Source organism: Streptomyces sp. NPDC002784, assembly GCF_053592135.1.
In genome coordinates, this window is the sequence record NZ_JBSFVD010000003.1 from 194,665 (window position 1) to 220,470 (window position 25,806).

General features: G+C 72.4%; 25 protein-coding genes and 1 pseudogene. 9 read left to right on the top strand and 17 right to left on the bottom strand.

Annotated features, from left to right (window positions below):
* Nucleotides 1–12: 12 nt before the first annotated feature.
* Nucleotides 13–1,137 carry a GNAT family N-acetyltransferase gene (locus tag ACWD1Z_RS08225; protein ID WP_451116615.1) on the bottom strand — a complete coding sequence of 375 codons (1,125 nt, stop codon included), beginning with the start codon at nucleotides 1,135–1,137 and terminating at the stop codon, nucleotides 13–15.
* Between the two features lie 244 nt (nucleotides 1,138–1,381).
* Here ACWD1Z_RS08225 and ACWD1Z_RS08230 point away from each other — a divergent pair, with 244 nt between their 5' ends.
* Complete coding sequence (locus ACWD1Z_RS08230; RefSeq protein ID WP_451116617.1) at nucleotides 1,382–3,601, top strand: WD40/YVTN/BNR-like repeat-containing protein; 2,220 nt, start codon at nucleotides 1,382–1,384, stop codon at nucleotides 3,599–3,601.
* A gap of 77 nt (nucleotides 3,602–3,678) precedes the next feature.
* Here ACWD1Z_RS08230 and ACWD1Z_RS08235 read toward each other — a convergent pair whose 3' ends face one another.
* The 5 genes from ACWD1Z_RS08235 to ACWD1Z_RS08255 form a co-directional block, all read right to left on the bottom strand.
* Complete coding sequence (locus ACWD1Z_RS08235) at nucleotides 3,679–4,461, bottom strand: cyclase family protein (protein WP_451116618.1); 783 nt, start codon at nucleotides 4,459–4,461, stop codon at nucleotides 3,679–3,681.
* Nucleotides 4,462–4,513: 52 nt separating this feature from the next.
* Nucleotides 4,514–5,113 carry a TetR/AcrR family transcriptional regulator gene (locus tag ACWD1Z_RS08240; RefSeq protein WP_451116620.1) on the bottom strand — a complete coding sequence of 200 codons (600 nt, stop codon included), beginning with the start codon at nucleotides 5,111–5,113 and terminating at the stop codon, nucleotides 4,514–4,516.
* A 29-nt stretch (nucleotides 5,114–5,142) separates the two neighbouring features.
* Nucleotides 5,143–7,200 (bottom strand): galactose-binding domain-containing protein, encoded by a 2,058-nt coding sequence (locus ACWD1Z_RS08245; protein ID WP_451116621.1) that lies wholly within the window; start codon nucleotides 7,198–7,200, stop codon nucleotides 5,143–5,145.
* A 147-nt stretch (nucleotides 7,201–7,347) separates the two neighbouring features.
* Nucleotides 7,348–7,806 (bottom strand): DUF6069 family protein, encoded by a 459-nt coding sequence (locus ACWD1Z_RS08250; RefSeq protein WP_451116623.1) that lies wholly within the window; start codon nucleotides 7,804–7,806, stop codon nucleotides 7,348–7,350.
* A 164-nt stretch (nucleotides 7,807–7,970) separates the two neighbouring features.
* Nucleotides 7,971–8,372, bottom strand: coding sequence for a helix-turn-helix domain-containing protein (locus ACWD1Z_RS08255; protein WP_451116625.1), 402 nt, complete (start codon nucleotides 8,370–8,372; stop codon nucleotides 7,971–7,973).
* 74 nt (nucleotides 8,373–8,446) lie between these two features.
* Here ACWD1Z_RS08255 and ACWD1Z_RS08260 point away from each other — a divergent pair, with 74 nt between their 5' ends.
* On the top strand, nucleotides 8,447–9,289 hold the full coding sequence (locus ACWD1Z_RS08260; RefSeq protein ID WP_451117132.1) for a class I SAM-dependent methyltransferase: 843 nt from the start codon (nucleotides 8,447–8,449) through the stop codon (nucleotides 9,287–9,289).
* Between the two features lie 38 nt (nucleotides 9,290–9,327).
* Here ACWD1Z_RS08260 and ACWD1Z_RS08265 read toward each other — a convergent pair whose 3' ends face one another.
* Together ACWD1Z_RS08265 and ACWD1Z_RS08270 are read right to left on the bottom strand one after the other, a co-directional pair.
* Nucleotides 9,328–10,227: an expansin EXLX1 family cellulose-binding protein gene (locus ACWD1Z_RS08265; protein WP_451116627.1), complete on the bottom strand. Its 900-nt coding sequence runs from the start codon at nucleotides 10,225–10,227 to the stop codon at nucleotides 9,328–9,330.
* A gap of 271 nt (nucleotides 10,228–10,498) precedes the next feature.
* Nucleotides 10,499–10,936, bottom strand: a pseudogene (locus ACWD1Z_RS08270) (M20/M25/M40 family metallo-hydrolase); the annotation flags it as partial.
* Nucleotides 10,937–11,205: 269 nt separating this feature from the next.
* On the opposite strand from ACWD1Z_RS08270, the gene ACWD1Z_RS08275 reads away from it, so the two are divergent.
* Both ACWD1Z_RS08275 and ACWD1Z_RS08280 read left to right on the top strand, forming a co-directional pair.
* Complete coding sequence (locus tag ACWD1Z_RS08275; protein ID WP_451116628.1) at nucleotides 11,206–11,646, top strand: MarR family winged helix-turn-helix transcriptional regulator; 441 nt, start codon at nucleotides 11,206–11,208, stop codon at nucleotides 11,644–11,646.
* Nucleotides 11,647–11,773: 127 nt separating this feature from the next.
* The gene (locus ACWD1Z_RS08280; protein WP_451117134.1) at nucleotides 11,774–12,934 is read left to right on the top strand and encodes an MFS transporter; all 1,161 of its coding nucleotides are present in this window, start codon (nucleotides 11,774–11,776) and stop codon (nucleotides 12,932–12,934) included.
* A gap of 142 nt (nucleotides 12,935–13,076) precedes the next feature.
* On the opposite strand, the gene ACWD1Z_RS08285 is transcribed toward ACWD1Z_RS08280, so the two are convergent.
* Nucleotides 13,077–13,640 carry a DM13 domain-containing protein gene (locus tag ACWD1Z_RS08285; RefSeq protein WP_451116630.1) on the bottom strand — a complete coding sequence of 188 codons (564 nt, stop codon included), beginning with the start codon at nucleotides 13,638–13,640 and terminating at the stop codon, nucleotides 13,077–13,079.
* Between the two features lie 138 nt (nucleotides 13,641–13,778).
* Between ACWD1Z_RS08285 and ACWD1Z_RS08290 the strand changes: the two genes are divergently transcribed.
* The gene (locus tag ACWD1Z_RS08290; RefSeq protein WP_451116631.1) at nucleotides 13,779–14,513 is read left to right on the top strand and encodes a maleylpyruvate isomerase family mycothiol-dependent enzyme; all 735 of its coding nucleotides are present in this window, start codon (nucleotides 13,779–13,781) and stop codon (nucleotides 14,511–14,513) included.
* A gap of 12 nt (nucleotides 14,514–14,525) precedes the next feature.
* Here ACWD1Z_RS08290 and ACWD1Z_RS08295 read toward each other — a convergent pair whose 3' ends face one another.
* Nucleotides 14,526–14,903: a MarR family winged helix-turn-helix transcriptional regulator gene (locus tag ACWD1Z_RS08295; RefSeq protein ID WP_451116632.1), complete on the bottom strand. Its 378-nt coding sequence runs from the start codon at nucleotides 14,901–14,903 to the stop codon at nucleotides 14,526–14,528.
* 85 nt (nucleotides 14,904–14,988) lie between these two features.
* Here ACWD1Z_RS08295 and ACWD1Z_RS08300 point away from each other — a divergent pair, with 85 nt between their 5' ends.
* Both ACWD1Z_RS08300 and ACWD1Z_RS08305 read left to right on the top strand, forming a co-directional pair.
* Nucleotides 14,989–16,482 (top strand): MFS transporter, encoded by a 1,494-nt coding sequence (locus ACWD1Z_RS08300; protein WP_451116634.1) that lies wholly within the window; start codon nucleotides 14,989–14,991, stop codon nucleotides 16,480–16,482.
* 74 nt (nucleotides 16,483–16,556) lie between these two features.
* Nucleotides 16,557–16,841: a DUF6332 family protein gene (locus ACWD1Z_RS08305; protein ID WP_451116635.1), complete on the top strand. Its 285-nt coding sequence runs from the start codon at nucleotides 16,557–16,559 to the stop codon at nucleotides 16,839–16,841.
* On the opposite strand, the gene ACWD1Z_RS08310 is transcribed toward ACWD1Z_RS08305, so the two are convergent.
* From ACWD1Z_RS08310 to ACWD1Z_RS08320, 3 genes are all read right to left on the bottom strand, one after another.
* Nucleotides 16,802–17,467: a response regulator gene (locus ACWD1Z_RS08310; RefSeq protein WP_451116637.1), complete on the bottom strand. Its 666-nt coding sequence runs from the start codon at nucleotides 17,465–17,467 to the stop codon at nucleotides 16,802–16,804. The genes ACWD1Z_RS08305 and ACWD1Z_RS08310 overlap by 40 nt on opposite strands.
* 160 nt (nucleotides 17,468–17,627) lie before the next feature.
* Nucleotides 17,628–18,830 (bottom strand): sensor histidine kinase, encoded by a 1,203-nt coding sequence (locus ACWD1Z_RS08315; RefSeq protein WP_451116638.1) that lies wholly within the window; start codon nucleotides 18,828–18,830, stop codon nucleotides 17,628–17,630.
* Nucleotides 18,831–18,973: 143 nt separating this feature from the next.
* Entirely contained in the window at nucleotides 18,974–19,699 is a 726-nt protein-coding gene (locus ACWD1Z_RS08320; protein ID WP_451116639.1) for a TetR/AcrR family transcriptional regulator, read from the bottom strand.
* Nucleotides 19,700–19,870: 171 nt separating this feature from the next.
* On the opposite strand from ACWD1Z_RS08320, the gene ACWD1Z_RS08325 reads away from it, so the two are divergent.
* A complete protein-coding gene (locus ACWD1Z_RS08325; RefSeq protein WP_451116640.1) occupies nucleotides 19,871–20,320 on the top strand; it encodes a nitroreductase family deazaflavin-dependent oxidoreductase in 450 nt (149 codons plus the stop codon).
* Nucleotides 20,321–20,538: 218 nt separating this feature from the next.
* On the opposite strand, the gene ACWD1Z_RS08330 is transcribed toward ACWD1Z_RS08325, so the two are convergent.
* The gene (locus ACWD1Z_RS08330; protein ID WP_451116642.1) at nucleotides 20,539–21,831 is read right to left on the bottom strand and encodes a geranylgeranyl reductase family protein; all 1,293 of its coding nucleotides are present in this window, start codon (nucleotides 21,829–21,831) and stop codon (nucleotides 20,539–20,541) included.
* A gap of 193 nt (nucleotides 21,832–22,024) precedes the next feature.
* Between ACWD1Z_RS08330 and ACWD1Z_RS08335 the strand changes: the two genes are divergently transcribed.
* Entirely contained in the window at nucleotides 22,025–23,380 is a 1,356-nt protein-coding gene (locus tag ACWD1Z_RS08335; protein WP_451116644.1) for a M20/M25/M40 family metallo-hydrolase, read from the top strand.
* Nucleotides 23,381–23,390: 10 nt separating this feature from the next.
* Here the strand turns inward: ACWD1Z_RS08335 and ACWD1Z_RS08340 are convergent, their stop codons facing one another.
* From ACWD1Z_RS08340 to ACWD1Z_RS08350, 3 genes are all read right to left on the bottom strand, one after another.
* Nucleotides 23,391–24,428 (bottom strand): NUDIX hydrolase, encoded by a 1,038-nt coding sequence (locus ACWD1Z_RS08340; protein ID WP_451116646.1) that lies wholly within the window; start codon nucleotides 24,426–24,428, stop codon nucleotides 23,391–23,393.
* 142 nt (nucleotides 24,429–24,570) lie between these two features.
* Nucleotides 24,571–24,762, bottom strand: coding sequence for a hypothetical protein (locus ACWD1Z_RS08345; protein ID WP_451116647.1), 192 nt, complete (start codon nucleotides 24,760–24,762; stop codon nucleotides 24,571–24,573).
* A gap of 93 nt (nucleotides 24,763–24,855) precedes the next feature.
* Nucleotides 24,856–25,803: an ROK family protein gene (locus ACWD1Z_RS08350; protein ID WP_451116649.1), complete on the bottom strand. Its 948-nt coding sequence runs from the start codon at nucleotides 25,801–25,803 to the stop codon at nucleotides 24,856–24,858.
* Nucleotides 25,804–25,806 lie beyond the last annotated feature (3 nt).

A 25,806-nucleotide genomic window follows, 5' to 3' on the forward strand; every position in this document is an offset into this window, starting at 1 on the left:
CGTGGGGCCGGCTCAGGGGGTTCGCGGGGCCGTCCGGCGGGAGGACCGCAGTGCGCCGGCCGTCTTCAGCAGCCGGTCGGCGGGGTCCCGCAGACGGGGATGGGCGAGGACGGTGTTGCGCAGTCCGCGCACGGGCCTGCGCCACATCCGGTGCGCCGTCGCCACGGGGTGCGGCCGGGTCGCGAAGCCCTCGCCCACCCGCAGTTCGCGTGTCTTGAGCCAGTCCTTGTACTCCTTGGCGCCCCGCCCGAGGTCGATCAGCCGCACCCCGTGCCGGGCCGCCGCCTCCGCGGTGCGCAGATGCATCATCAGCCCCGGCGAGTAGGAGGGGAACCCGGGGTCGTAGGCGGTGAACCAGGCGGCGAGCACGGTCCTTGACCTCGGCCCGAAGTGCGCGGCCACGGGACGCTCACCGGCGTAGAGCACGGACAGCACGCCGGTGCAGTGCTCCTCGCGCAGCCGGAACAGATGGTCCACGAGACCGACGATCCAGGGCCGGGCGAACCGGTCCATGCGCCCGGTCCTGCGGTACTGGGCGGACTTCCACTCCATGAGCCGCCGCAGCACCTTCGGGTCCCGCTCGTCGAAGACGAACCGCACCTCACCGACGTCACGCCCCAGCCGGCGCTCCTTCTTCAGCGTCGTCTTGGCCTGCCCGGGGTAAGTGGCCCGCAGCCACCGCGCGTAGTCGCCGTCGCCCGGCTCCAGGTCGATCACCGGGGAGGCGAACATGCCGGTCACGTACCGGGCGAACGGCTTCTGTTCCGCAACGAGATGGTCGAACTCGAAGCTGGCGAGCCCGCAGCCGCGCAGCAGTTCCTCGGTGTCCCAGACGATCCCGGGGCGGTGCACGAGCGCCTGGCGGTCGGAGAGGCCGAGCCCGATCGCCTTCCCCACCCCGAGGACGGTGCGTTCGTACGGCAGGAAGCCGACGGGTTCGCCGTGTTCGTGCAGGACGCCGATCTCGACCCCGCGCCGGTGGGCGCCGACCCCGAGGGCGAACTCCGGGGACAGGAAGGGGTTTGCGTACTCGGGTGACTCGTCCATCGCCCGGTGCCAGGCCGCGCGCAGCGGGTCGCTCAGTTCGCCGGGTCCGTGGACGGTGATCTCGGTATCGTTGCTGCTCATGGAACGCATGGGCGACCGCTCCCCCCAGTTCCCCCCGGTGACGCGCGGTGCGCGTCACGCCCCTCGGCCCAGGGATCAAACGTGGCGAAACCGCACCGAGACTGTCAAGGGTGGCGTTCGCAAAGGAACGGCATGTTTCGGATGGCCCGCGCCCTCCTGTCCCATGACTGGCCGAACGGCCCTCTTCTGCTCAACACGCCTCTCCCGTACCGTCGTTGTCGCTTGTCGCGGCCATGACTACGAAGGGGTTCTCATGGGCAGAGGTCTGCTGTCGCTGATGCTGGCCGCGGTGACCGGGGCCGCCCTGCTCGGGGCGCCGGCGTCCGCGGCGCCACCTCCGCCGCCGACCGATGTGTACCGGCCGGTCCGGGGTCCGGCGGCCCCCGCGGAGTACCGCTACCTGCAGAAGACCCTGCCCGGGCAGCCGATCCCCCGGCACGCCCATGACCGCGCCGCGGCCCAGGCCCGTGAACTGCCCGTCGTGGGCGGGCGCTGGAAGAGCGTCGGGCCGACCGACATCGGCGGCCGGATCGTCTCCCTCGCCCTGGACCCCCGGCGCGCCGACACCCTGTACGCGGCGGCCGCGAGCGGCGGCCTGTGGCGCAGCACCGACGCCGGGCAGACCTTCCACTCGGTGTGGCCGGACAGCTGGACCCAGGCCATGGGCGCGGTCACGACCGCCCCCGACGGCACCCTGTACGTGGGCACCGGCGAGCCCAACCCCGGTGGCGGCAGCATCACTTACGAGGGGACCGGGCTGTACCGCAGCAAGGACGGCGGCCTCAGCTGGCAGCCGCTCGGCCTGCGCGACTCCGGCGCGATCAGCGCCATCACCATCGACCCGGCCGACCCCCGCCGCATCTATGTCGCCGCGGCGGGCTCGCTCTACAACGGCGGCGGCGACCGGGGCGTGTACCGCACCGAGGACGGGGGCGCGACCTGGCAGCGGATCCTCGCGGGCGCGAACGAGTTCACCGGCGCCACCGAGATCGTCAAGGACGGCGACCGCCTCTACGCCGTCCTGTGGGACCACCGCCGCCGCCCCGACCTGCGCACGTACGGCGGTGTCGGCTCGGGCGTCTTCCGCAGTGACGACGACGGCGCGACCTGGCGGCGGCTCGGCGGCGGACTGCCCGCAGCGGGCCCCGACGTGGGACGCATCGGCCTCGCCGTGGCCGGGGACCGCCTCTACGCGATCGTCAACAAGGCGAGCGGCCCCTTCGAAGGCTTCTACGCCTCCTCCGACGGCGGCGACACCTGGAACCGCACACCGGACAACGCCGAACTGGCCAACTCCCAGTCCAGCTTCGGATGGTGGTTCGGCAAGGTGTGGATCGACCCCCGGGACACCGAGCATGTCCATGTGGCCGGGGTCGCCCTGCTCACCACGAAGGACGGCGGCGCCACCTGGACCGCGGACGACACCAGCATCCATGTCGACCACCACGCCATGGTGTGGGACCCGCGCCGGCCGGGCCGCGTCTATCTGGGCAACGACGGTGGCGTCTACCGCTCCGACTCCGACGGCGACGGCGGCTGGGTCAAGGCCCGGCACGAGCCGTACACCCAGCTCTACAGCGCCGCGATCAGCCCGCAGGACGTCACCCGGATCTCCGGGGGCTCCCAGGACAACGGCTCCCTGCGCTCCTGGGGCGGGGACGGCTTCAACGAGTACCTCGGCGGGGACGGCGAGGAGAACCTGATCGACCCGACCGACGTGAACACGGTGTACGCCTGCTACCAGTACGGCAACTGCTTCCGCTCCACCGACGGCGGCGACACCCTCACGTACTTCGCGAACAGCACGACGTACAAGCGCCGCAACTGGTTCACCCCGGTCGTCCTCGACCCGCGCGACCCGAAGATCCTCTACTACGGCGCCGAAGTGCTCAACCGCTCCACCGACGGGGGCGTGACCTGGCAGCCCATCAGCCCGGATCTGACCGGCGGACCGGGCGCGGACCCGATCTACACCAACTTCGGGACCATCACGTCGATCGCGCCCGCCGCCGACGGACGCACGGTGTACGTCGGCACGGACGACGGCCGGGTCTGGGTCACCAAGGACCTCGGGGCGACCTGGACCAAGCTCGCGGAGGGGCGGCCCTGGGTGACCCGGGTGGTCGTCGACCCGAAGGACCCCGACCGGGTCTGGACGACCCACTCCGGCTACCGCTCCGGCTCACCGCTCCCCCATGTGCACGGCAGCACCGACGGCGGCGCGACCTGGCGGAACCTGTCCGGCAACCTCCCCGCGGCCCCCGTCAACGACCTCGTCGTCGCCAAGGGGGGTGCCCTGTACATCGGCACCGACCAGGGCGTGTTCGCGAGCTTGCGGGGCGGCGGGCACTGGATGCGGCTGGGGCGCGGCATGCCCGCGGTGCCGGTGGACGACATCGAGTACGACCCGGGCCACCGACGGCTGGTGGCGGCGACCTTCGGGCGGGGGTTCTACGAGCTGAAGGTGCACTGAACCTGATCCGGCGGCCTCCTGTGCCACATGGAAGGCGGAGGCGGGAGGCGCACGTCCGACCGCCTCGGCGGCCTTCGTCAGCGCTCCACCAGGGCCAGCACCCGGGCGGGAGAGCCGGAGCCGGTGACGATCGGCAGCGGGCCGGCGATCACGACGCAGCCCGTCGCGGGCAGCAGCGCCAGATTCTGCAACTGGGTCAGGCCGTACTTGTCGTTGCCCATGAGGTAGGAGTGGCAGGGGAAGGCCGGTTCGAAGGCGTGTCCGCGTCCGGCGTCCGTGCCGACCGTCTCCACGCCCAGTCCGATCACCGGCGACTCCTCGGCGACCCAGCGTGCGCACTCCGGCGACAGACCGGGCGTGTGCGGGCCGTTGTCGTCGGCGTTCAGGAACTCCTCCTGCGACTGCGCGCGGGCGTCCCAGCCGGTGCGCAGCAGCAGCCAGCCGCCGTCGGGCAGGGGGCCGTGCTCCGCCTCCCACGCCTTCACATGGTCGACTTCCAGGAGGAAGTCCGGATCGCGTTCCGCCTCGGCGGTGCAGTCCAGCACCGCGGCCGGGGCGACCAGCCGGCCCGCCGGTACGGACGCCACGTCGGCGAGATCCTTGCCCGTCACCCAGTGGTTGGGGGCGTCGAAGTGGGTGCCGGTGTGTTCGCCGGTACGGAAGTTGTTCCAGTACCAGTCCGGTCCCCGGCCGTCGTACCGGCTGATCTCCTGCAGCTCGAAGGCCGCCGTCTGCCCGAACACGGACGGCAGTTGGATCAGCGGGGTCGCCGCCGACAGCGGCGCGGTGAGGTCGACGACGTCGATCGTGCCCTCCCGCAGGGCGGACACCAGCGAGGCGAGGACGGACGGTTCGGGCATGGGGGCCTCCGGACGGTCGCGGACCTCCCAGCATGGATCGTTTCCGGGGTATTCACCATGCGGCGTCCACGAGTCCGGCGATGTGCGCGGTGACCGTGTCCAGGACGCCGACCCAGGACTCCTCGTCGCCCAGCACCAGGTAGTTCAGGGTCAGTCCGTCCGTCATGGCGGCGAGATAGCGCGCCAGCACCGGTACGGGCACCCGCAGGCGCAGGTCCATGGTGCGGCTCAGCTGCTCGATGAGCTCGGCGTAGGTGTCGCGGTACAGCTCGTGCTGGCGCCGGGCCAGATGCTCGAACCCCGGCTGGCGCAGGGCGTACTGGGTGAGTTCGTAGGTCAGCATGTGCTCGTCGGGGTGGGCGCGGACGTGGCCCCAGTACGCCTGGAGTGCGGCCCGGACGGTCTCCTGGAGGGTGGCCCTGGGGACCAGGGCCTGCTTCACCAGCGTCACGTAGTGGTCGGTGATGGTCGTGATGACGGACTCCACCAGGGCCTGCTTGGAGTCGAAGCAGTAGTGGAAGACGCTGAGGGACACGCCGGCCTCGGCGGCGATGGACCGGGTCGTCGTCCGTGCGACGCCGTCCCGGGCCATCGCCCTGATCGCCGCTTCCGTCAGCTGCAGGCGCCGTTCTGCCGACGGCATGCGTGCCATGTCCGTGTCCCTCGTGCTCGTACCGGCGCTCAGTCGCTGTGGACGCTCACCTCGCGCAGTGAGTACCCCCATGGCGTGCCGCGTTCCAGACCGAGGACGCGTACGTAGCGGGCGGGCGTGCCGGCGAACCGGGCGGTGTCCAGGCCGCCGTCGCCGGCGGTGGTGGACCAGGCGGTCCGCCAGCTCTGGCCGTCGGCGGAGAGTTCGACACGGTACGACCTGCCGTAGGCGCGCTCCCAGTCGAGGGTGACCCGGCCGACGCGGTGGGTGGCGCCCAGGTCGATCCGCAGCCACTGGTCGTCGCTCCAGTCGCTGGCCCAGCGGGTGCCCCGGTCACCGTCGGCGGCCCGGCCGGGCGCATAGCTGGTGAACGGGTTCCACTCCGCCGAACTGGCCGCCGCAGCAGCACCGTCGGCGAGGTTCACGGCGGACTGGTGCCGCTCGGAGGCGCCCCAGGTGTCCAGGTAGGACTCGGCGCCCCGGAAGAGGTCGTCCACCACCTCCTGGCCGCCGACCTTGCGGATGTCCTCGATCCAGTCGGGAACGAGGCCGTAGTGGGCGGCGCCGTCGGTGTTCAGGTCCCAGGTGCGCTGTCCGGTGGTCTGCCTGTCGATCACGGAGCCGCCGTCGACGCTCGTGAAGGGGTACGTCACCTTGTTCGGGGCGTCCGCTCCGCGCGGTGCCGGCCAGCCGCCGACGCCGTTCATGTCGGTGCCGTAGGCGTAGCCCACGCCGTACTTGTCGCGCAGGGCCTCGGTGCGCTCCGCCTCGGCGATGAAGCCCTCGGAGCCGTGCATGTACTGGCCGATGAAACCGCCGAGGCCGTAGACCCGCTCGGTCCAGTCCATGTCCATCCAGCTGTGCGAGGAGAGCACGCCGGGGTAGGACTCGGCCTCGAAGATGTCGAGCACCCGGCCCGTGGCCTTGACGCTCATGTGGTCGATCTCCAGCATCATGCCGCGGTTCATCATGCCCCGCACGGCGTACTCACCGAGGTCGCTGAGCCCGCGCACATTGCACTGCGCGCCGCTGGCGTACGAGGGCACCTCGACGCCCGCCGGGAGCTTCGCCTCGGCCTCGGCGGCGGTGGCGTTGCCGATGGGGTTGTCGCGCTGGGGGCCGGCGCACTGCTCGGTCTTCCAGAAGGTGCCGGTCGACAGGAACTGGCCGACGTTGATGGCGGTGCCGAGGGTGCCGGAGTCGAAGCGGACGCCGCAGAGCGCGTTGTCGAACTTGTGGCACAGGAACATGCTGCGCACGCCCAGGTCGTACAGCTCGTCCAGGCCCTTGTCGATGTCCGCCCGGCTGCACTGCGGGATGTCCAGGATCTGCTTGCAGCCGAAGGGTTCGGAGGTCTCGACGCCGAGGACGACCGCCAGCTTGCCCTGCTCGATGACCTGCCGGGCCTGGGCGCTGTCGGTGACGATCCGGAACCAGCCCTTGCCCGTGCCGCCGTACATCTTGTCGATGTGGGCCTGGAGGTCGTAACTCAGCTTCGCCTGCAGGCGGATCGACGTCATCTCGTCGCAGGAGCGGTCCTTGAAGAAGTAGACCGAGCAGATCACGCCGTTGGTGACCAGGTCATTGACGAGGACCCGCTGGCCGCCGCGCCAGGCACGCTCCACCCAGGCGTAGTAGTTCTGCTGGTGGGTGAGGGAGTCATGGGCGGGCCAGTCCTTGAAGGTGGGCCAGCCGACCGGGTCGTGCCTGCCGTCGCCGCCGTTGGTGATGAAGTCGAAGATGGCGAGTGAGCCGTCCGGGTAGTGCTCGGGGCAGTCCTTGAGGGCGTCGGCGATGCCGGCCTCGGAGAAGGTCTTGCCGCAGATGAGCCGGCCGCCGAACGCCTCGTTGGAGAACAGGTGGTTGTGCACGTCGGCGAAGCCGCGCACCTCGCCCTGCGCGTCGGTGCCGGTGAACGGCTCGCCGGTGACGTTGATCTGGGAGTCCGGCGTGGGCCGGGCCGTCGGCTGCCACCAGTCGGTCCCGGCCGCCGAGCTCGGCGCGGGGCCGAGCAGCAGGGCCAGGACCAGCAGGAGCAGCGACGCGACCGTGACGTTCTTGCGTCGGCGGTGCGGGAGTCGAGCCATGGACCCACCCTCCTGGAACGGCATGACGCAATTGTCATGACCAGTCCAATACGTGGGTCGAGGATGACGACTGGGTCACTCCGAGTCAAGGGTCCGGGACACCTGACCTGATGGCGGGTCACAGCGTGCCGCTGCGAGCCGTACGGCTCACCGCTGGTGCTGCGAGAGGCGGCGCGCCAGCAGGGGGATGATCACTGCCGCGGCCACCACATGGGACACGGCCAGGACGATCTGCGTGGAGGTGGCCGTGTGCGGGGCGACGGCCGGGCCGACCAGCGACAGCGCGGTGAGCGCGACGGTGGTGACCGTGAAGACGCGGGCGGGCCGCCGGGCCCAGCGGGCGAGCGCGACGGCGAGGACGATGCCGGCGACCGACCAGAACAGCACGCCGCCCGCGAAGCCCCCCACCGGGATCTCCGCCGCCTCCGCGGCCCCCGGACCGGCCGCGTCCATCGGGACCCCGGCCGCCCGCGCACCGAGCGCGAACGCCTCGGTCACCACGGCGCCGGCGACCGTGGCGACGATGCCGACCAGCCATACGGGGCGCTGCGCGAGGGAGGACTCGAGGGTGCTCCGGGTCCGGATCTGGGTCGTGGTCACGCTCATGGAAGGTCTCCTGTTCGGTGGTGGGGCTCGGGATGCCTTTCATGGGGTTAGACCGTGCGGGGCCCCGGAACTGAGCGGTCTGCGGCGGAAGTTCATGTCGCGGGTCGCCTCCGGGGCTCCGGCCGGCTGTCGCGGGCGCTGACCACACCGCTGATGCCGGCGGGCTATCCCGTACGGGCGGTCCCGGCCGCCCGGAGGAGGCGGCGGAAGGTGGGGCACTCCAGGTGGCTCGGTGCGGGGCAGGCCGCCGCGTGCCGGAGGGAGTCGCGCAGGACGGCGAGTTCCCGGATCCGCGCTTCCAGTTCGTCGGCCTTGGCCGCGAGCATCCGCCGGTCGATGTCCGGCGTCCCGTCGGGGGCGAACATCCGGGCGATCTCGTCGAGGGAGAACCCGGCGGTGCGGCCCAGCACGATCAGCGCCAGGCGTTCCAGCACGCCGGGGTCGTACTGGCGGCGCAGGCCGCGCCTGCCGGTGGAGGCGATCAGCCCCTTCTCCTCGTAGTACCGCAGGGTCGACGCGGGCAGTCCGGCGCGGCGCGCCACCTCGGCGATGTCCAGCTCCGTCATCCTCTTGACCTCAAGTCGGCTTGAAGTAGCAAGCTGTCATCTCCGCCCGGCGACGGCAAGCAGGGGAGACGATGATGAACGTGACACACAGCACCGATGACGGCCAAGCGGCCCGCTGGAACCGAGCGGGTCATGTCTGGGTCCAGGAACAGGCGTTGCTGGACGAGATGCTCCGGCCCTTGGAGGAACTGCTCGTGGAGGCGGTGCCCGCCGGACACGGCGGGCGGGTCCTCGACGTCGGCTGCGGCACCGGCAGCACGACGGTGGCGGTGGCCAGGCGTCTCGGTCCGGAGGGCCGCTGCGTCGGCGTCGACATCTCCGAACCGATGGTCACCGCCGCACAGGAGCGCGCCGGGCGGGAGGGCGCCCCGGCGTCGTTCATCCTGGCCGACGCGGCGGAGTACGCCTTCGTACCCGCGACCTTCGACACCGTCGTCTCGCGCTTCGGCGTGATGTTCTTCGACGACTCGGTCCGCGCGTTCACCAACCTGCGGCGCGCGGCCGAGGACGGTGCCGCACTGCGGTTCGTCGCCTGGCGCGGCGCCGAGGAGAACCCGTTCATGACGACGGCCGAACGCGCCGCCGCGCCCGTGCTCCCCGACCTCCCCGCCCGCCGCCCGGACGGGCCGGGGCAGTTCGCCTTCGCCGATCCGGACAAGGTCCGGCATCTGCTCACGGAGAGCGGGTGGGCCGAGATCGACATCCGGCCGATCGACGTCACCTGCGCCCTGCCCACCGCGGATCTGGTCCGCTACTTCACCCGGCTGGGTCCGCTCGGCCAGATCCTGCCGGACGTGGACGAGCGGACCCGGGCCCGGGTCGTCGAGACGGTCCGCCCCGCCTTCGACGAGTACGTACAGGGCGCGGAGGTCCGTTTCACCGCGGCGTGTTGGTCGGTCGGCGCCCGGGCGTCGTAGGCGCGGCCGTAACCGGGCGTCCTCAGCTCCGGGCACCCTCAGCGCCGGGCGAACTGCACTCGGGTCGGCTGTGCGACGTCCGGCCGGATCGCGATCCCCTGGACGGTGAGCCGCTCCCCGTGGATGTCGGTGACCCTGATCGCGCCGCCGCACCCGCCCCCGTCCTCGGCGAGGAAGTAGTTGTACTCGGCGCGCGGCAGCTGACGCCAGCCGGTGCCGGTGCCGACTTCCAGCCGTGTCACCGGGTTGCGGTGGCCGATCACCTGGATGCCGCACCAGTGACGGCTGGACCCGGTCTTGTACCGGACCGACAGCGTGCCCGCGCCGCTCGGGCTCGCCAGCTCCCACGTGATGGGGATCTGACCGGCCGAGGGCGCGGCGAGTGCGGCGAACGCCTCGGCGCTGAGGTCGAGGTGGCCGGGTGCGCACTCCGGGCATTCATTGGTGACGCGCACCGTGGCGGAGCGCCCGCCGGCCGCGCGGACGGTCACATACGCCCCGCACGCCTTGGCCGTCTCGTAGTCGGTGTGGTTCATCGCCGCCGTCATGACGTCGTCGCTCGCGTCGTACATGCAGGCGCCCGTGCCGTCGGAGTCGTAGAAGGTGGCCATCCCGCGATAGGAGACACCGGGCCGGATGCGCCCGGCCGACGAGCCCGTGGAGGAGGGCACTTGGGACGTACGGGTGGCCGAGGGCTTCGGCGAGGCGGAGGTCGCGGAGGCGGACGGCTCGCGCGAAGCGGACGGCTCGGCCGCGGAGTTGGTCGTGCGGGGTGCGGGAGACCGTGTGGCGTCCGGGGCGTTCACGGGGGAACCGGTGGTGGGCGGGGCCGCCGCGGGGCGTTCGGCGTCGGCCTTGCCGCCGGAGAGCAGCACCGCGGTCAGGGACGCCACGATGAGCGCCGTGGCCGCCGATATCCACAGCCAGCGTCTGCGCACCGGGCCTCCTTGACGGCCGACATCCGTGGCCGTGAGTGACAGGAGCAGCGATCGTGCCAGACCCGGAAGGACACCGACAAGGCCCGTCTCGCGGGGCGGGCCCGGTGCCGGGCGGCCGCCGCCGCGTCAGTACTGGAGGGCGGTCACCACATCGCGGCCGATGCGTTCCACGGCGGCGGTGTCCAGGCCGTAGTGGACGTACCGGCCGTGTCGTCACGGACCGGTCGGCCGGATGGAACATCAGCGCCGCGTCGACGCCCTCGAACACCCCGGCCTCGGCGAGCCGTACCTTGCCGGCGCCGCCCATCTCCTCACCCGGGGTGCCGATGACGGCGACGGTGCCCGGGTGCGCGGGCAGGGCCCGTACGGCGGCCATGGCAGCGGCCGCGGCACCGGCCGCGATGAGGTTGTGCCCGCAGCCGTGTCCGACACCTGGCAGGGCGTCGTACTCCGCGAGCACGGCGACGCGGGGCCCCGGCCGCCCGCCCTCGTGCACCGCGACGAACGCGGTGTCCAAGCCTCCCGCGTCGGCCGTCACCGTGAACCCGGCTTCCGAGAGCCAGCGCGTCAGCACCTGGTGGGCGTGGAACTCGGCGAACTTCAGCTCGGGCCGGGCGTGGATGGCGAGGCTCACGGCCTCCATCCGCGGACGCAGGACGGCGAGTTCGGCGGCGAGAGCGGCCGGCGGGGGTGGCTGGGTGGCGGGCATGGTGGCCTCCGTCGTACGGGGTGGCGGGCGGCGGTCGATCCGCCGTGTCGTTGGCAGCGTGCGCCCAAGTCCCCGTCAGCGGTCCGCGATTACCGCGGCTCAGGTAATCCGGGCCGGGGCGGGCGCCGGCCGAAGAGCCCGGCGATTTCGATGCGGTCGGCGGTACGGGTGTCCGTGGACTAGACAACTCCTCGGCTGACGCTCAAGGTTCGCGGGACCCACGCCAGACGCCGAATGTTGGTGGAACCAACACTGTTACGGTGTTCGCCATGGACGAGATCCCCGAGCGGCTGACGACGATGCCGAGCTGGCTCATCAGCCAACTCGCCCTGCACACACGTCGGTTGGTGTTCGACGGGGTCACCGGGGCGGGCGCGCGCGGGTACCACTACCGCATCCTGGCCGCGCTGCAGGAGTTCGGGGCGGCGAGCCAGGCCGAGCTCGGCCGGCGGTGCCGCATGGACCGCAGCGATGTGGTGACGGCCGTCAACGAACTGGTCGAGGAGGGCTACGTCGACAAGGCGCCGTCCCCGGACCACGGGCGGCGCAACCAGGTGACCCTCACCAGCGACGGCGCCCGGCAGCTGCGGCACCTGGACCGCGTACTGGACCGGGTGCAGGACGACCTGCTGCGCCCGCTGTCGCCCGCGGACCGGGAGACCCTGATCCACCTGCTGACCCGGGTGCTCGCCCAGTACGAGGCGGAGTGATCCAGGGACGACGACCCGATCCCCCTCCTCCTCCACGTCCAGGTCCAGGTCCAGCCTTGCCCTCCCCCCGCCTTCTCCCTACCCTGACTTTGTGCCGCAAATAAACAAACTCCGTTCGCACAACGTCGTGCCGGGAACCTCCACCGACCTCACCCGCCTCCGCATCGCCCTCACCGTCTTCTTCGCCATGGACGGCTTCGTCTTCGCCGGCTGGGTCGTGCGCATCCCCGCGATCAAGGAGCAGGTGAACGCCTCGGCCGGAAGCCTGGGGCTCGCCCTCCTCGGCGTGTCCGCGGGCGCCGTGATCACCATGACGCTCACCGGGCGCCTCTGCCGCCGCTACGGCAGCCATCCGGTCACCGTCGTCTGCGCCGTACTGCTCTCCCTCAGCGTCGCGCTGCCGCCGCTGACCCACTCCGTCCCCGCCCTCGCCGCCGTGCTGCTGCTGTTCGGCGCCGCGTACGGCGGGATCAACGTCGCCTTCAACAGCGCCGCCGTCGACCTCGTCACCGCACTCCAGCGGCCGATCATGCCCAGTTTCCACGCGGCCTTCAGCCTGGGCGGGATGGTGGGCGCGGGCCTCGGCGGGCTGGTCGCCGGCAGCCTCTCCCCCACCCGGCACCTCCTCGGCCTCACCCTCGTCGGTCTCGTGGTGACCTTCTTCGCGGGCCGCGTCCTCCTGCGGATCGAACCGCCGCGGGCGGCGCAGCCGCTGGAAGCGGGCCCGCGGCGCCCGGACCGCCGTACCCGTCGGCTCGTCGCCGTCTTCGGGCTGATCGCGCTGTGCACGGCGTACGGCGAGGGCGCCATGGCCGACTGGGGGGCGCTCCATCTCGAACAGGACCTGGGCGCCTCGCCGGGGCTCGCGGCGGTGGGGTACTCCTGCTTCGCGCTCGCCATGACGCTCGGGCGGCTGACGGGGTCGACGCTGCTCCAGCGGCTCGGCCGCACCCGTACCGTCGTCGTCGGTGGCGCCACCGCGGCAGCGGGCATGCTCCTCGGCTCGCTCTCCCCGTCGGTGTGGGCCACGCTCATCGGGTTCTCGGTCACCGGGCTCGGACTCGCCAACCTCTTCCCGGTCGCCATCGAGCGCGCCGGTGCGCTCGCCGGGCCGAGCGGTGTGGCGACCGCGTCCACCCTGGGCTACGGCGGCATGCTCCTCGGGCCGCCCGCGATCGGCTTCATGGCCGAGTGGTTCTCCCTGCCCACGGCCCTGACCAGCGTCGCCGCCCTCGCCGCCGTCGCCGCGGCCATCGGCTTCGCGACCCGGCGCGCGGCCACCGGCTGACCACGGCACGCGGCCGGCTCACACCGGTCAGCCCGGGGGCCGCACGGCCCCCACCCCGTCATACGACCCGCCACCGCGGCGCCCTGGTCTCACGCCCCGCAGCCCCGCAGCCCCGGCGCCCTCACCTCACCCCCGCCCACTCTCAGGCGCGAGCCAGCTCCGCCGCGCCGAAGGACACGTCGAACCGGTCGCACCAGATGCTGACGCTGCTGTACCGCGTCAGCTCGACGTCGGCCGGTACGGCGTAGTTCTGGCTCCCCTTGTTGCCCTTGAGCTTGCCAAGGCTGACGTACCGCCCGTCGTCGAAGACCCGCCAGCCGGCGGTGCCCTCCTTCACGGGGGCGTCGGTCAGCCAGACGCGCAGGTCGGGACCGTTGCTGGTGTCGAGGTTCTCCAGCCGGACGACATGGGATCCGTCGGCCAGCCGTACCAGCCGCACGCTGCCCGAGGTGTCGTGTTCGTGGCTGATCAACTCGCCGCTGGCGAGAGTCCGCGGCGCCGGCGGCGCGGAGGTCTCCCCGGCGGTGGACGGCGCGGACGGCTCCCCGGCGGCCGGCGCGGACGTCCCCACCGCGGCGGGCAGGGCCTCGTCCACCGTCTCGTCCTGCCACAGCTTCCACGGCTGGAACCAGTACAGCCCGAACCCCGCCCCCACGACGGCCACCACCAGCACCCCGGCGATCAGCGACTTCCGTACGCGCCCCATGCTCTTCCCCCGATACGTGAGAGTTCCTGTCGGCTCCCATTCCAACCGATCATCGCCGCGCACGGCATCCCTGAGGGGATGACGAAATCCTTACGGCCCCTCCCCTTGGACCGCGCTTCATCAGGCAGACTCGGCCGCATGCAGACTGCTGAGTTCATACGCGTCCTGGACCGGGAGGGCCGGCTGCTGGCCGAGGCGGCCGAGCGGGCCGGGACGCACGCCAAGGTGCCGACCTGCCCGGAGTGGCAGGTGCGCGACCTGCTGCGGCACACGGGGATGGTGCACCGCTGGGCGGCGGCCTTCGTCGCCGAGGGCCACCCGGCCTTCCAGCCCTTCGGGGACCCGCCCGACCTGGACGGCACCGAGCTCACCACCTGGTTCCGCGAGGGTCACCGCCACCTCGTCGGCACCCTGACCGGCGCCCAAGTCGACGTGCGGTGCTGGCACTTCCTGCCCGCGCCGTCGCCGCTCGCCTTCTGGGCCCGCCGCCAGGCCCACGAGACGACGATCCACCGCCTCGACGCGGAGGCGGCACGCGGCGGTACGCCGACCGCCATCGACCCCGCCTTCGCGGCCGACGGCATCGACGAACTCCTCCTCGGCTTCCACGCCCGTACCAAGAGCCGGGTCCGCAGCGCCGAGCCGCGCGTGCTGCGGGTGCGGGCGACCGACACGGACGACGCGGTGTGGACCGTACGCCTGTCCCAGGAACCGCCCGCGGCGGAGCGCGGGGAGACCGCGGAGGCCGACTGCGAACTGGCCGGGGCCGTCGCGCAGTTGTACCCGGCGCTGTGGAACCGGCTGCCCTTCCCGGCCGTGCGCGGCGACGCCTCGCTGGCCGCGCTGTGGCGGGAGACGTCCGGCGTCATCTGAAGCTGAGCCAGGTCAGCTGGACAGCATCCTGGTCAGTACCGCGCGCTGCACCGGCAGCACATCGCCGTGCAGCGCGCGCCCCTTCGCCGTGAGCGCGACCTTCACCCCGCGCCGGTCCTCGGGGCACATGTGACGGTCGACGAGGCCGTCCTTCTCGAGCCGTGCGATCAGCCGCGACAACGCGCTCTGACTCAGGTGCACATGCTCGGCGATCTCCTGCACTCGCTGCGCGCACTCGCCGCCCGCCAGCACGTCCAGCACCTCGAAGTCGCTGCCGCACAAGCCGTGTTGGTGCAGCGCCCGGTCGAGTTCGCACTGCGTGCGGGCATGCAGCGTCAGGATGTCCCGCCACTGGTCCACGAGCGCCTGCTCGGCCTTCTTAGCCGCCATGGGCGCACCGTAGCAGAGAGCCGGATTTGTTGCATCGGAATTAAATGTATTTGCATTCAATGCATGCGCATGTAGTGTCTCCGGCATGACCTCTCCGCTCACCACCCCCACGTCCGACGGACGTTGGACGCCCCGGCTGTGGGGCACCCTGCTGGTGCTCTGCGCCGCCATGTTCCTCGACGCCCTGGACGTCTCGATGGTCGGCGTCGCCCTGCCGTCCATCGGCGCCGACCTGGGTCTGTCGACCTCGACGCTGCAATGGATCGTCAGCGGCTACATCCTCGGCTACGGCGGCCTGCTGCTCCTCGGCGGACGCGCGGCCGACCTGCTGGGCCGGCGCCAGGTCTTCCTGGTGGCCCTCGGAGTCTTCGCGGTCGCCTCCCTGCTCGGCGGGCTCGTCGACTCCGGTCCGCTGCTGATCGCCAGCCGCTTCATCAAGGGCCTGAGCGCGGCCTTCACGGCGCCGGCCGGCCTGTCGATCATCACCACGACGTTCCCCGAGGGCCCGCTGCGCAACAAGGCCCTCGCCATCTACACCACCTGCGCGGCCACCGGCTTCTCCATGGGCCTGGTCCTGTCCGGACTGCTCACCGAGGCCAGTTGGCGGCTCACCATGCTGCTGCCCGCGCCGATCGCCCTGATCGCCCTGGTGGCGGGCCTGAAACTGCTGCCGCGCAGCGCCCGCGAGAAGAACCACAACGGCTACGACATCCCCGGCGCCGTCCTCGGCACCGCCTCGATGCTGCTGCTGGTGTTCACCGTCGTGCAGGCACCCGAAGCCGGCTGGGCCTCCGCCCGGACCCTGCTGTCCTTCCTCGCCGTGGTCATCCTGCTGACCTCGTTCGTGCTGGTCGAACGGCGCTCGCCCGGACCGCTGGTCCGACTCGGCGTACTGCGCTCGGGCAACCAGATCCGTGCCCAGCTCGGCGCCCTCGCCTTCTTCGGCTCGTACGTCGGCTTCCAGTTCCTCACCACGCTCTACATGCAGTCGGTGCTCGGCTGGTCCGCGCTGCACACGGCGCTCGCCTTCCTGCCCGCGGGCGCGCTGGTGGCGCTCTCCTCGACGAAGGTCGGCTCGATCGTCGACCGGTTCGGCACCCAGCGGCTGATCGCGGTGGGCTTCGGGTTCATGGTCGTCGGCTACGCGCTGTTCCTCCGGATCGACCTCGCCCCCGTGTACGCGGCGACCATCCTGCCGTCGATGCTGCTCATCGGCGCGGCCTGCGCGCTGGTCTTCCCCTCGCTCAACATCCAGGCCACCAACGGCGTCGACGACCACGAGCAGGGCATGGTCTCCGGGCTGCTGAACACCTCGGTGCAGGTGGGCGGCGCCATCTTCCTCGCCGTGGTGACCGCGGTGGTGACCGCGGGGGCACCCGAACAGGCCACCGCGCAGGCGGTCCTGGACAGCTACCGGCCCGGCTTCGTGGTGGTGGCGTTCGTCGCCTTCGCGGGCCTGCTGATCACCCTCCCCGGACTGCGCGGGACACGCGGGGCCCAGCGGCCCCAGCAGTCCGTCGTGGTCGCCAAGTCCACTGTGCGGGAGGCGGAGACGGACCGGGTTCCGGTCCGCGACTAGGGGGACCGCCTCCGTTCCGTGTGCCCGGCCGGGGTCGCTTGCCCGGCCGGGCACACGCCTGCTTGACTCCGGGCATGAGTGTTCACGGGGGCCGGCGGACCAAGGCGGAACAGGACGCGTTCGCCGTCGAAGTGGGATACGCGCTGTTCAGCGCGGTGTTCGCGGCGGGGGTGGTCTACGGGGCCGTCGCCGGTCCGGCGCTGCTGTTCGATCTGCCGCGAGCGGTGGAGTCACTGCTGTGGCAGGGCGGGAAGTGGCTCGCCGTGGTGCTGTTCGCCGTCCGCGTGATCAGCGTGCTGGTGCGCTACCGGCGGGGGGCTCAGCCGAGCCAGCCCGGCCGTACCAACCCCGACTCGTAGGCGAGGACGACCAGTTGCGCCCGGTCCCGGGCGCCCAGCTTCACCATGGTGCGGCTGACGTGGGTCTTCGCGGTGAGCGGGCTGACCACGAGACGGCGGGCGATCTCCTCGTTCGACAAGCCGATGCCGACCAGGGCCATCACCTCCCGCTCCCGCTCCGTGAGCGCGGCGAGGGCGTCGGCCGCCGCGGGCTCCTTGGAACGGGCCGCGAACTCGGCGATCAGCCGACGGGTCACCCCCGGTGACAGCAGCGCGTCCCCGCCGACCACCGCCCGCACGGCGCGCAGGAGTTCGTCCGGCTCGGTGTCCTTGACCAGGAACCCCGAAGCGCCGGACCGGATGGCCTCGAAGACGTACTCGTCGAGCTCGAAGGTGGTGAGCATGACCACCTTCACGTCCTTGAGCCGGTCGTCCCCGGTGATCCGCCGGGTGGCGGTCAGCCCGTCCAGCACGGGCATCCGGATGTCCATCAGCACGACGTCGGGGGCGAGTTCACGCACCGCGCGCACCGCCGCCTCACCGTCCGCGGCCTCACCGGCCACCTCGATGTCGGGCTGCGCGTCGAGCAGCGCCCGGAAACCGGCCCGCACGAGCGACTGGTCGTCGGCGAGCAGTACGCGGATCACCGGTCGTTCTCCTTCGGGGTGCGGGGCCGTACGCGGATCACCGGTCGTTCCCCTTCGCGGTCCGGGGCAGTACGCCGATCACCGGTCGCCCTCCTTCGCCGTGCCGGGCACTACGCCGATCACCGGTCACCCTCCTTCGCGGTCCGAGGCAGTACGCCGATCACCGGTCGTTCCCCTTCGCGGTCCGGGGCAGTTCGGCGAGCACCCGGAAGCCGCCGTCGGCGTGCGGGCCCGCCTCGATCGTGCCACCCAGTGCCGCGGCCCGCTCCCGCATTCCGGCCAGCCCGTTGCCGCTGCCGCCCGCGTCGGCGCCGGTTGCCGGGCCGTCGTCGTCCACGCGGATCCGGAGCGTCCCGCCACCGTGATCGAGGTGCACGCGCGCGTGCCGCGATCCCGAGTGCCGTACGACATTGGTGAGGGCTTCCTGGACGATCCGGAAGGCGGCGAGGTCGGTGCCGGGTGCCAACGGGGGCGCGGCGCCGTGCACCTCGACGGTCAGGCCGGCGCCGGCGGCCTGCTCCACGAGTTCGGGCAACCGGTCGAGTCCGGGCGCGGGCGCGCGCGGCGCGGTGCCCGGCGTGCGCAGCGTGTCGAGCACCTGACGCACCTCGCCGAGCGCCTCCTTGCTCTGGGCCTTGATGGTGGTCAGCGCCGTCCGGGCCTGCTCGGGATCGGAGTCGAGGAGCGCGAGCCCGACGCCCGCCTGCACGTTGATGACGGAGATGCTGTGCGCCAGGACGTCATGCAGTTCTCGGGCGATCCGCAACCGCTCCTCGTCGGCCCGCCGCCGAGCCGCCTGCGCCCGCTCGGCCCGCTCCCGCGCCCACTGCTCCCGCCGGGTCCGCACCAGCTCCGACAGCGCCGCGACGGCCACGACCCAGGCGGCGATCACGCCCTCCTGCCCCCAGGGGGCGGCGGAGTCCCCGGCGGGCGGGAGCCACTGGTAGAGCCAGTGGCTGACCAGTCCATGCCCCACCCACAAGGTGCCCATGGCCGCCCAGGCGCCCCACCGGTGCCCGGCGACGACGGCACTGAAGCAGCCGATCGCCACGGTGAGGAAGACCGGCCCGTACGGATACCCGGCGCCGAGATAGACGAGCGCGGCAGCGGCCGTACCGAACGCGACGGCGACCGGGTACCGCTGCCGCCACAGCAGGACAAGCCCTGCCACAAGCAGCAGGATCCGGGCGAGGACACCGAGGCCGACCCGCTCCCCCGTCTGCTCCTCGGCGGCGAAGGTGGACCCGACGAGCACGAAGGCGGTCACCAGCACGGTCGACCGCCAGGGCCATCGCCCCCGCTCCTCCTGCCGCCACCACGACGGACCGCTCCGCCACCAGTGCGGCACCCGCTGCTCCTCCATGCCCGCCACGCTAGACGCCACCACCGCCGGGCCGCGTCAGCCGAGTGAGGTGATCACACGTACTCCCGGCGAAGTACGAAACCCTCTCCGAGCCACCCCCGTGCCCTCGGCAGGCCGCAGCAGCCAGCCACGCCGGCCGCCGGTCACGCGGCCGGTCCGGTCTGCGGGTACACCAGCCCCACCCCATGGGCGAGCTGGGACACCGCATGCCGGAAGAACCGATCCCGGTCCTCGACCACTCGATGGAACTGGCCGAACACCTCGAAGCCCACCAGGCCGTAGAGCTGCCCCCAGGCCGCGACGAACGCCGCCACCGTCTCCGGGGGGAGGTCGGGGGCGAACTCGGCCGCCATCCGCTCGGCCTCCGGGCGGAGTTCGGCGGGGAGGCGGGGCTTGGCGAGGCCGAGGCCCTGGTGGGCGTCGCGGAGGATGCCGAAGAAGACCTCGCCGGTCCGGGCCGCGGCCGGAATCGTGGTCTCGGGGGCGCTGTAGCCGGGCACCGGCGATCCGTAGATCAGCGCGTACTCGTGCGGATGCGCCAGCGCCCATCCCCGTACGGCCTCGCACACCGCGATCCAGCGGTGCCCGGGGCCGGCGTCGGCGAAGGCGTCGCGCGCGGCCTCGGCGCTTTCACCGAGGGCGTCGAAGGCGTCGATGATCAGCGCGGTCAGCAGCTCGTCGCGGCTCGGGAAGTAGCGGTAGAGCGCGGAGGAGACCATGCCGAGTTCGCGGGCCACGGCGCGCAGCGAGAGCTTGGCGGCGCCTTCTGCGGCGAGCTGTCTGCGGGCCTCGTCCTTGATGGCGGCGGTGACCTCGATCCGGGCGCGGGCCCGGGCTCCCTGGGGAGTGCTGCCGTGTGCGGTGCTCATGCGGGCAGTCTCCCACGCAAGCGAGAGCAGTGCACACAAAGGTGAGCGGCGAACCGAAAGGAGAGCGGTGAACCGACAAGAGAGCACTGCTCTTGCTTTGGAGCACCGATCTCGGCCACACTGTGGGAGCGGCAAGCGAGAGCACCGCTCACCAAACTCAGGGGGATCCTCATGTCCACGCACGTCAAGAAGCCCGGCTGGTTCACGGTCAACGTCCTCAACCGCACCGTCGCCTGGCTGACCCGCCGCGGCCTGAGCGTATGGGGCTCCCGCGTCCTCGCCGTCCGCGGCCGCAAGAGCGGCCAGTGGCGGACCACGCCCGTGAACCTGCTGACCGTCGACGGCCGGCACTATCTCGTCGCCCCGCGCGGGCACGTCCAGTGGACGCACAACATGCGCGCGTCCGGCGGCGGGGAGCTGCGCCTCGGCAAGCAGGCGGACGTGTTCACCGCGACCGAGCTCTCCGACGACGACAAGGTGCCCGTGCTCCGCGCCTACCTCAAGCGCTGGAACGCCGAGGTCGGCGTCTTCTTCAACGGAGTCGGCCCCAAGTCCCCGGACACCGACCTGCGCCGCATCGCCCCGGACCACCCGGTGTTCGAGGTCACCCTCAAGAGCTAGCACGCGCGACCGCCGTAGGCGGAGACGGCATCGACCAGCCCTCGCTCCGGCCGGCCAGGAAGCACCGCACCTCACGACCGGACTGCCCCGAACGGCGAGCCCAACCCTCGGCCCGCCCTACCCCTCTGACCGACCCGGCCTACGCCCGCCCCCTGACGTCCGGTCATCCGCCCGACCTCGCCCCTGACCCCGGCCCGCCCCGGCCCCCGGCCCAACCGCTACCCCTCAGCCCGCTCCTCCGCGCGCCCGCCCTCGCCCCCGGCCTCGGCGTCCGCCTCCCGTCGTTCCGCCGCCGCCTCCGCCTGCCGTCGGTCCAGCGCGTTCAGCGCGCGCTGGGCCATCGGATGGCTGCGGACCAGCTCACCGAGGGACGACGAGCCGCGGGTGATGTCCATGAACGCCCGCCAGGCGGGCCGGAAGCCGGTCAGCGCGGCATGGAAGAGGCCGGGGCGCCTCTCGAACAGCGCCAGCATCCGCTTGCCGACGCTCATCTCGACGCCGAGCCCGGCCTTGACCGCGAACGCGTAGTTCAGGGCCTGGCGCCGGGCGTCCACCGCGTCGTTCGCCTCGGCGATCCGGACCGCCCACTCCCCCGCGAGCCGCCCCGAGCGCAGCGCGAAGGAGATACCTTCACGGGTCCACGGCTCCAGCAGCCCCGCCGCGTCCCCGCACACCAGGACCCGCCCGCGCGACAGCGGCGAGTCGTCGGCCCGGCAGCGCGTCAGATGACCGGAGGAGATGCTCGGTTCGAACCCGGCGAGCCCGAGCCGCCCGATGAACTCCTCCAGATACCGCTTGGTGGCCGCGCCCTCGCCGCGCGCCGAGATCACCCCGACCGTCAGGGTGTCGCCCTTGGGGAAGACCCAGCCGTAACTGCCGGGAATCGGCCCCCAGTCGATGAGCACCCGCCCCTGCCAGTCCTCGGCGACCGTCTGAGGCACCGGGATCTCCGCCTCCAGGCCGAGATCGACCTGGTCGAGCTTGACCCCGACATGCGCTCCTATCCGGCTCGCGCTGCCGTCCGCGCCGACCACCGCACGCGCCAGCAGCGTCTCGCCGCCCTGGAGGACGACGGCGACCGTGCGCCGGTCCGGCACCGCCGAGCCGTGCTGCTCGACCCGCTGCACGGTGACGCCCGTGCGCAGCTCGGCGCCCGCCTTCTGCGCGTGCTCCACCAGCTGCTGGTCGAACTCGGGCCGGTTGATCAGCCCGAACAGCATGTGCCGGGAGCGCCGGGTGCGGGTGAAGCGGCCGTTGTGCGAGAACGTCACCGCGTGCACCCGGTCCCTGAACGGCAGGTCGAAGCCGGGCGGCAGGGCGTCGCGGGAGGGGCCGATGATGCCGCCGCCGCAGGTCTTGTAGCGCGGCAACTCCGCTTTCTCCAGCAACAGCACGCGCCGCCCCGCGACCGCCGCCGCGTATGCGGCCGAGGCCCCCGCGGGGCCCGCGCCGACCACGACGACGTCCCACACCTGCCGCACGTCGTCCGCCGAAGAGTTCTCGCTGCTCACGATGGTCTACTGCTCCCGATCAAGCCGCCCGCTGCTGCTGTCTCCCGCATCCTACGGCGGCGGTTGCCGCAGGCCGCTGTGGGAGGATCGGCGGCGTAGGCGCCCACCGCACCCGGCGGGGCCTACGCTCGCCCGATCAGCCGTACCAAGACGTACGCACTCGTACAACGTCGCACCTACAAGGAGCGTGCCCATGTCGTCGAATCCGGTCGCCGAGACCGTCGCCTCGCTGATGCCGAGGGCGAAGCAGGAGCTCACCGAACTGGTGGCGTTCGCATCGGTGGCGGACTTCGGCCAGTTCCCCCGCAGCGAGAGCGAGGGCGCCGCGCGCTGGGTCGCGGACGCACTGCGCGCCGAGGGCTTCGAGGACGTGGCGCTGCTGGACACCCCGGACGGCACGCAGTCGGTGTACGGCTGCCTGCCCGGCCCGGCGGGAGCGAAGACGGTCCTGCTGTACGCCCACTACGACGTGCAGCCGCCACTGGACGAAGCCGCCTGGCTGAGCCCGCCGTTCGAGCTGACCGAGCGGGACGGGCGCTGGTACGGGCGGGGCGCCGCCGACTGCAAGGGCGGCCTGATCATGCATCTGCTGGCGCTGCGCGCGCTCAAGGCCAACGGCGGGATCCCGGTGCACGTCAAGGTGATCGCCGAGGGGTCCGAGGAGATGGGCACCGGCGGTCTCGAACGGTACGCCGAGGCGCATCCCGAGCTCCTCGCGGCCGACACCATCGTCGTCGGCGACGCGGGCAACTTCCGGGTCGGGCTGCCGACGGTCACCACGACGCTGCGCGGGATGACCATGCTGCGGGTGCAGATCGACACGCTGGTCGGCAACCTCCACTCCGGCCAGTTCGGCGGGGCCGCCCCGGACGCGCTGGGCGCCCTGATCCGCGTACTGGACTCGCTGCGCGCCGAGGACGGTTCGACGACGGTCGACGGGCTGACGTCGGATGCCGTGTGGGACGGACTGCAGTACGACGAGGAGCAGTTCCGCAAGGACGCCAAGGTGCTGGACGGGGTGGAGCTGATCGGTTCCGGCACCGTCGCGGACCGCATCTGGGCGCGGCCGGCCGTCACGGTCCTCGGCATCGACTGCCCGCCCGTGGTCGGCGCGACCCCGTCCGTGCAGTCGAGCGCCCGTGCGCTGATCAGCCTGCGGGTGCCGCCGGGCGTGGACGCGGCCGAGGCCACCAAGCTGCTGCAGGCCCACCTGGAGGCGCACACGCCGTGGGGCGCGCGCCTGCACAGCGAGCAGGTCGGACAGGGCCAGGCGTTCAGCGCGGACACCACGAGTCCGGCGTACGAGGCCATGGCGCGGGCGATGACCGAGGCCTACCCGGGCCAGGAGATGCAGTACGCCGGTCAGGGCGGCTCGATCCCGCTGTGCAACACCCTCGCCGCTCTCTACCCGGACGCCGAGATCCTGCTGATCGGTCTGAGCGAGCCGGAGGCCCAGATCCACGCCGTGAACGAGAGCGTCTCGCCCGAGGAACTGGAGCGGCTCTCGGTGGCGGAGGCGCTGTTCCTGCGCAACTACGCGGCGAGCTGAGCGGACCCGGTCAGGGGGTGGGGATTCCCGCCTCCAGATAGAGCGCGGCCCCGCGTTCCCGTGCGCGCAGGGCCCAGCGCAGGCGCTCGTAGCGGACGGGGGGCAGCAGGTCGGCGGCCTCCTCCTCGGTCACGAAGCGCCAGTCGCGCAGTTCGGGTCCGGGCAGCAGCAGCCGTCCGGCCCGCGCGGAGTCGAGCCGCCCGCCGTCGAAGAGCAGGCGCAGTCCGCCGTAGCCGGGCGGCGCGGGCGGTTCCCAGTCGACGACGAGGAGGCGGGGTACGTCGTCCAGGCGGATCCCCGTCTCCTCGGCGACCTCGCGCATGCCCGCGCGCGCGGGCGCCTCGCCGGGCTCGACGACCCCGCCGGGGAACTCCCAGCCGGCCTTGTACGTGGGGTCGACGAGCAGGACGCGGTCCTCTTCGTCGAAGAGCAGCACTCCGGCGGCCAGCGTCTCGGCGGTCGGCTCGGGTGTCTGCACGATGTCGCTCACCGGCGCCTGACCGGAGGCGACGGCCTCGGCGATCCGGGCGGCCGTCCGGTACGGGGTGAGCCGGCCGTTGTCCACGAGGTGGGCGTCGGCGGTGAGCCAGGAGGCGAGGGCGGAGCGGTAGGGCTCGATGTGGTCGTACCACCACTGCCGGGTGCGGAGTTCGCCGTCGGGGCCTGCGGGGACCTCCCGGTGCGCTATTCGCTCCCGCAGGATCGTTTCCGCCGGGGCCAGCAGGATGTGCCGTACCGCGATCCGGCGCGCGGCCAGACCGCCGAAGATCTCGTCGCGGTACTCCTGGCGCAGCAGGGTCATGGGGACCACGAGGGTCCCGCCGAGTTCGGCGAGCAGCGCGGCCGCCGTGTCGATCACGAGTCGTCGCCAGATCGGCAGATCCTGGAAGTCGCCGACCTCGGCGAGGTGCTTGGGCGGGAGCAGGTGCGGCAGCGCTCCGCCGATGACCTCGGGGTCGAAGAGCGTGCTGTTCGGGATCAGTTCGATCAGTTCCCGTGCGGTGGTGGTCTTCCCCGCACCGAAAGGCCCGTTGATCCAGACGATCACAGACTCCCCCTCTTCTGTTGGCCCCCTGTGGCTTGCCCGCTCCACCCTGCCACGGAAACCAGTTCCCGTTGAGGGCGCAAACGCGGCGGCGCCGGTGCCCCCGGGCGGGACACCGGCGCCGTGCTCCGTGCCGTCGGCCTCGTCAGTCCTTCTGGCCGAGCGGGTTGTCCTCGATGGCCAGACTGTCGCTGGCCACGGTGTCCTCGACGCTGCTGAGGGTCTCCCCCACGTCGAGGTCGGTCAGGTCGCTCCCGAGGGAGTGCGAGGGCGTGACCGCCGCGACGACGAATCCGGTGGCCAGGGAGGCGATGGCGAGCATGCTGCGCTTCTTCATGACCGTTTCAACTGCGCGGTCCGGGCGGGGGTCACGGCGTCCGGCGCAGAAAGCGCCGCCACACCCCCGCCGGAACGTTCCTGCCGAGGACGGTCAGACCCCGGCCGCGCCCTTTCGCCAGGTGAGGGCCGCGGCTGCCGCGCCCACCAGCCCCGCGTCCGTCCCCATCTGCGCCGACGTCACCGTCAGGCGCCGGACGAAGGAGAGGGTGGCGTAGTCGCCGAGCGCCTTGCGCAAGGGCGCGAGCAGCACCTCGCCCGCCTTGCCGACGCCGCCGCCGATGACGGCGATGTCGATCTCGACCAGGGTCGCGGTGGCCGCGATCCCGGCGGCCAGGGCCTGCGCGGCCCGTTCGAAGGAGGCCACGGCGACCGGGTCGCCCGCGCGGGCGGCGGCGGCCACCGCGGCCGCGGAGGTGTCACCGTCGGGGCCGGGCTCCCAGCCGTGCTCCAGGGCGCGGCGGGCGATGTTGGGGCCGCTCGCGATGCGCTCCACGCAGCCACGCGCGCCGCACGGGCAGGGGTCGCCGTCGAGATCGACGCTGATGTGACCGATGTGGCCGGCGTTGCCCGTGGGCCCGGGGTGCAGCCGCCCGCCCAGGACCAGCCCGCCCCCGACACCCGTGGACACCACCATGCACAGGGCGTTGTCGTGGCCGCGGGCGGCACCCTGCCAGTGCTCGGCCGCGGTGATGGCCACACCGTCGCCGATCAGCTCGACCGGCAGTCCGCCCGTCGCCTCGCGGACCCGCCGGACCAGCGGATAGTCGCGCCAGCCCGGAACGTTCACCGGGCTCACCGTCCCGGCGGAGGCGTCCACCGGGCCCGCGCTGCCGATCCCGAGGGCCGTCGCCCGCCCCCACAGCGGGTTCGCGGTCAGTTCGCCGAGCACCGCCTCGACGGCGCCCATCACGGTGTCACCGTCCTCCCGCGCCGGGGTGGGGCGCTGGGCGCGCGCCAGGATCCGGCCGCGGCCGTCCACAAGACCTCCGGCGATCTTCGTTCCGCCGATGTCGAGTGCGGCCACGAGGTCGGTGCGCATCAG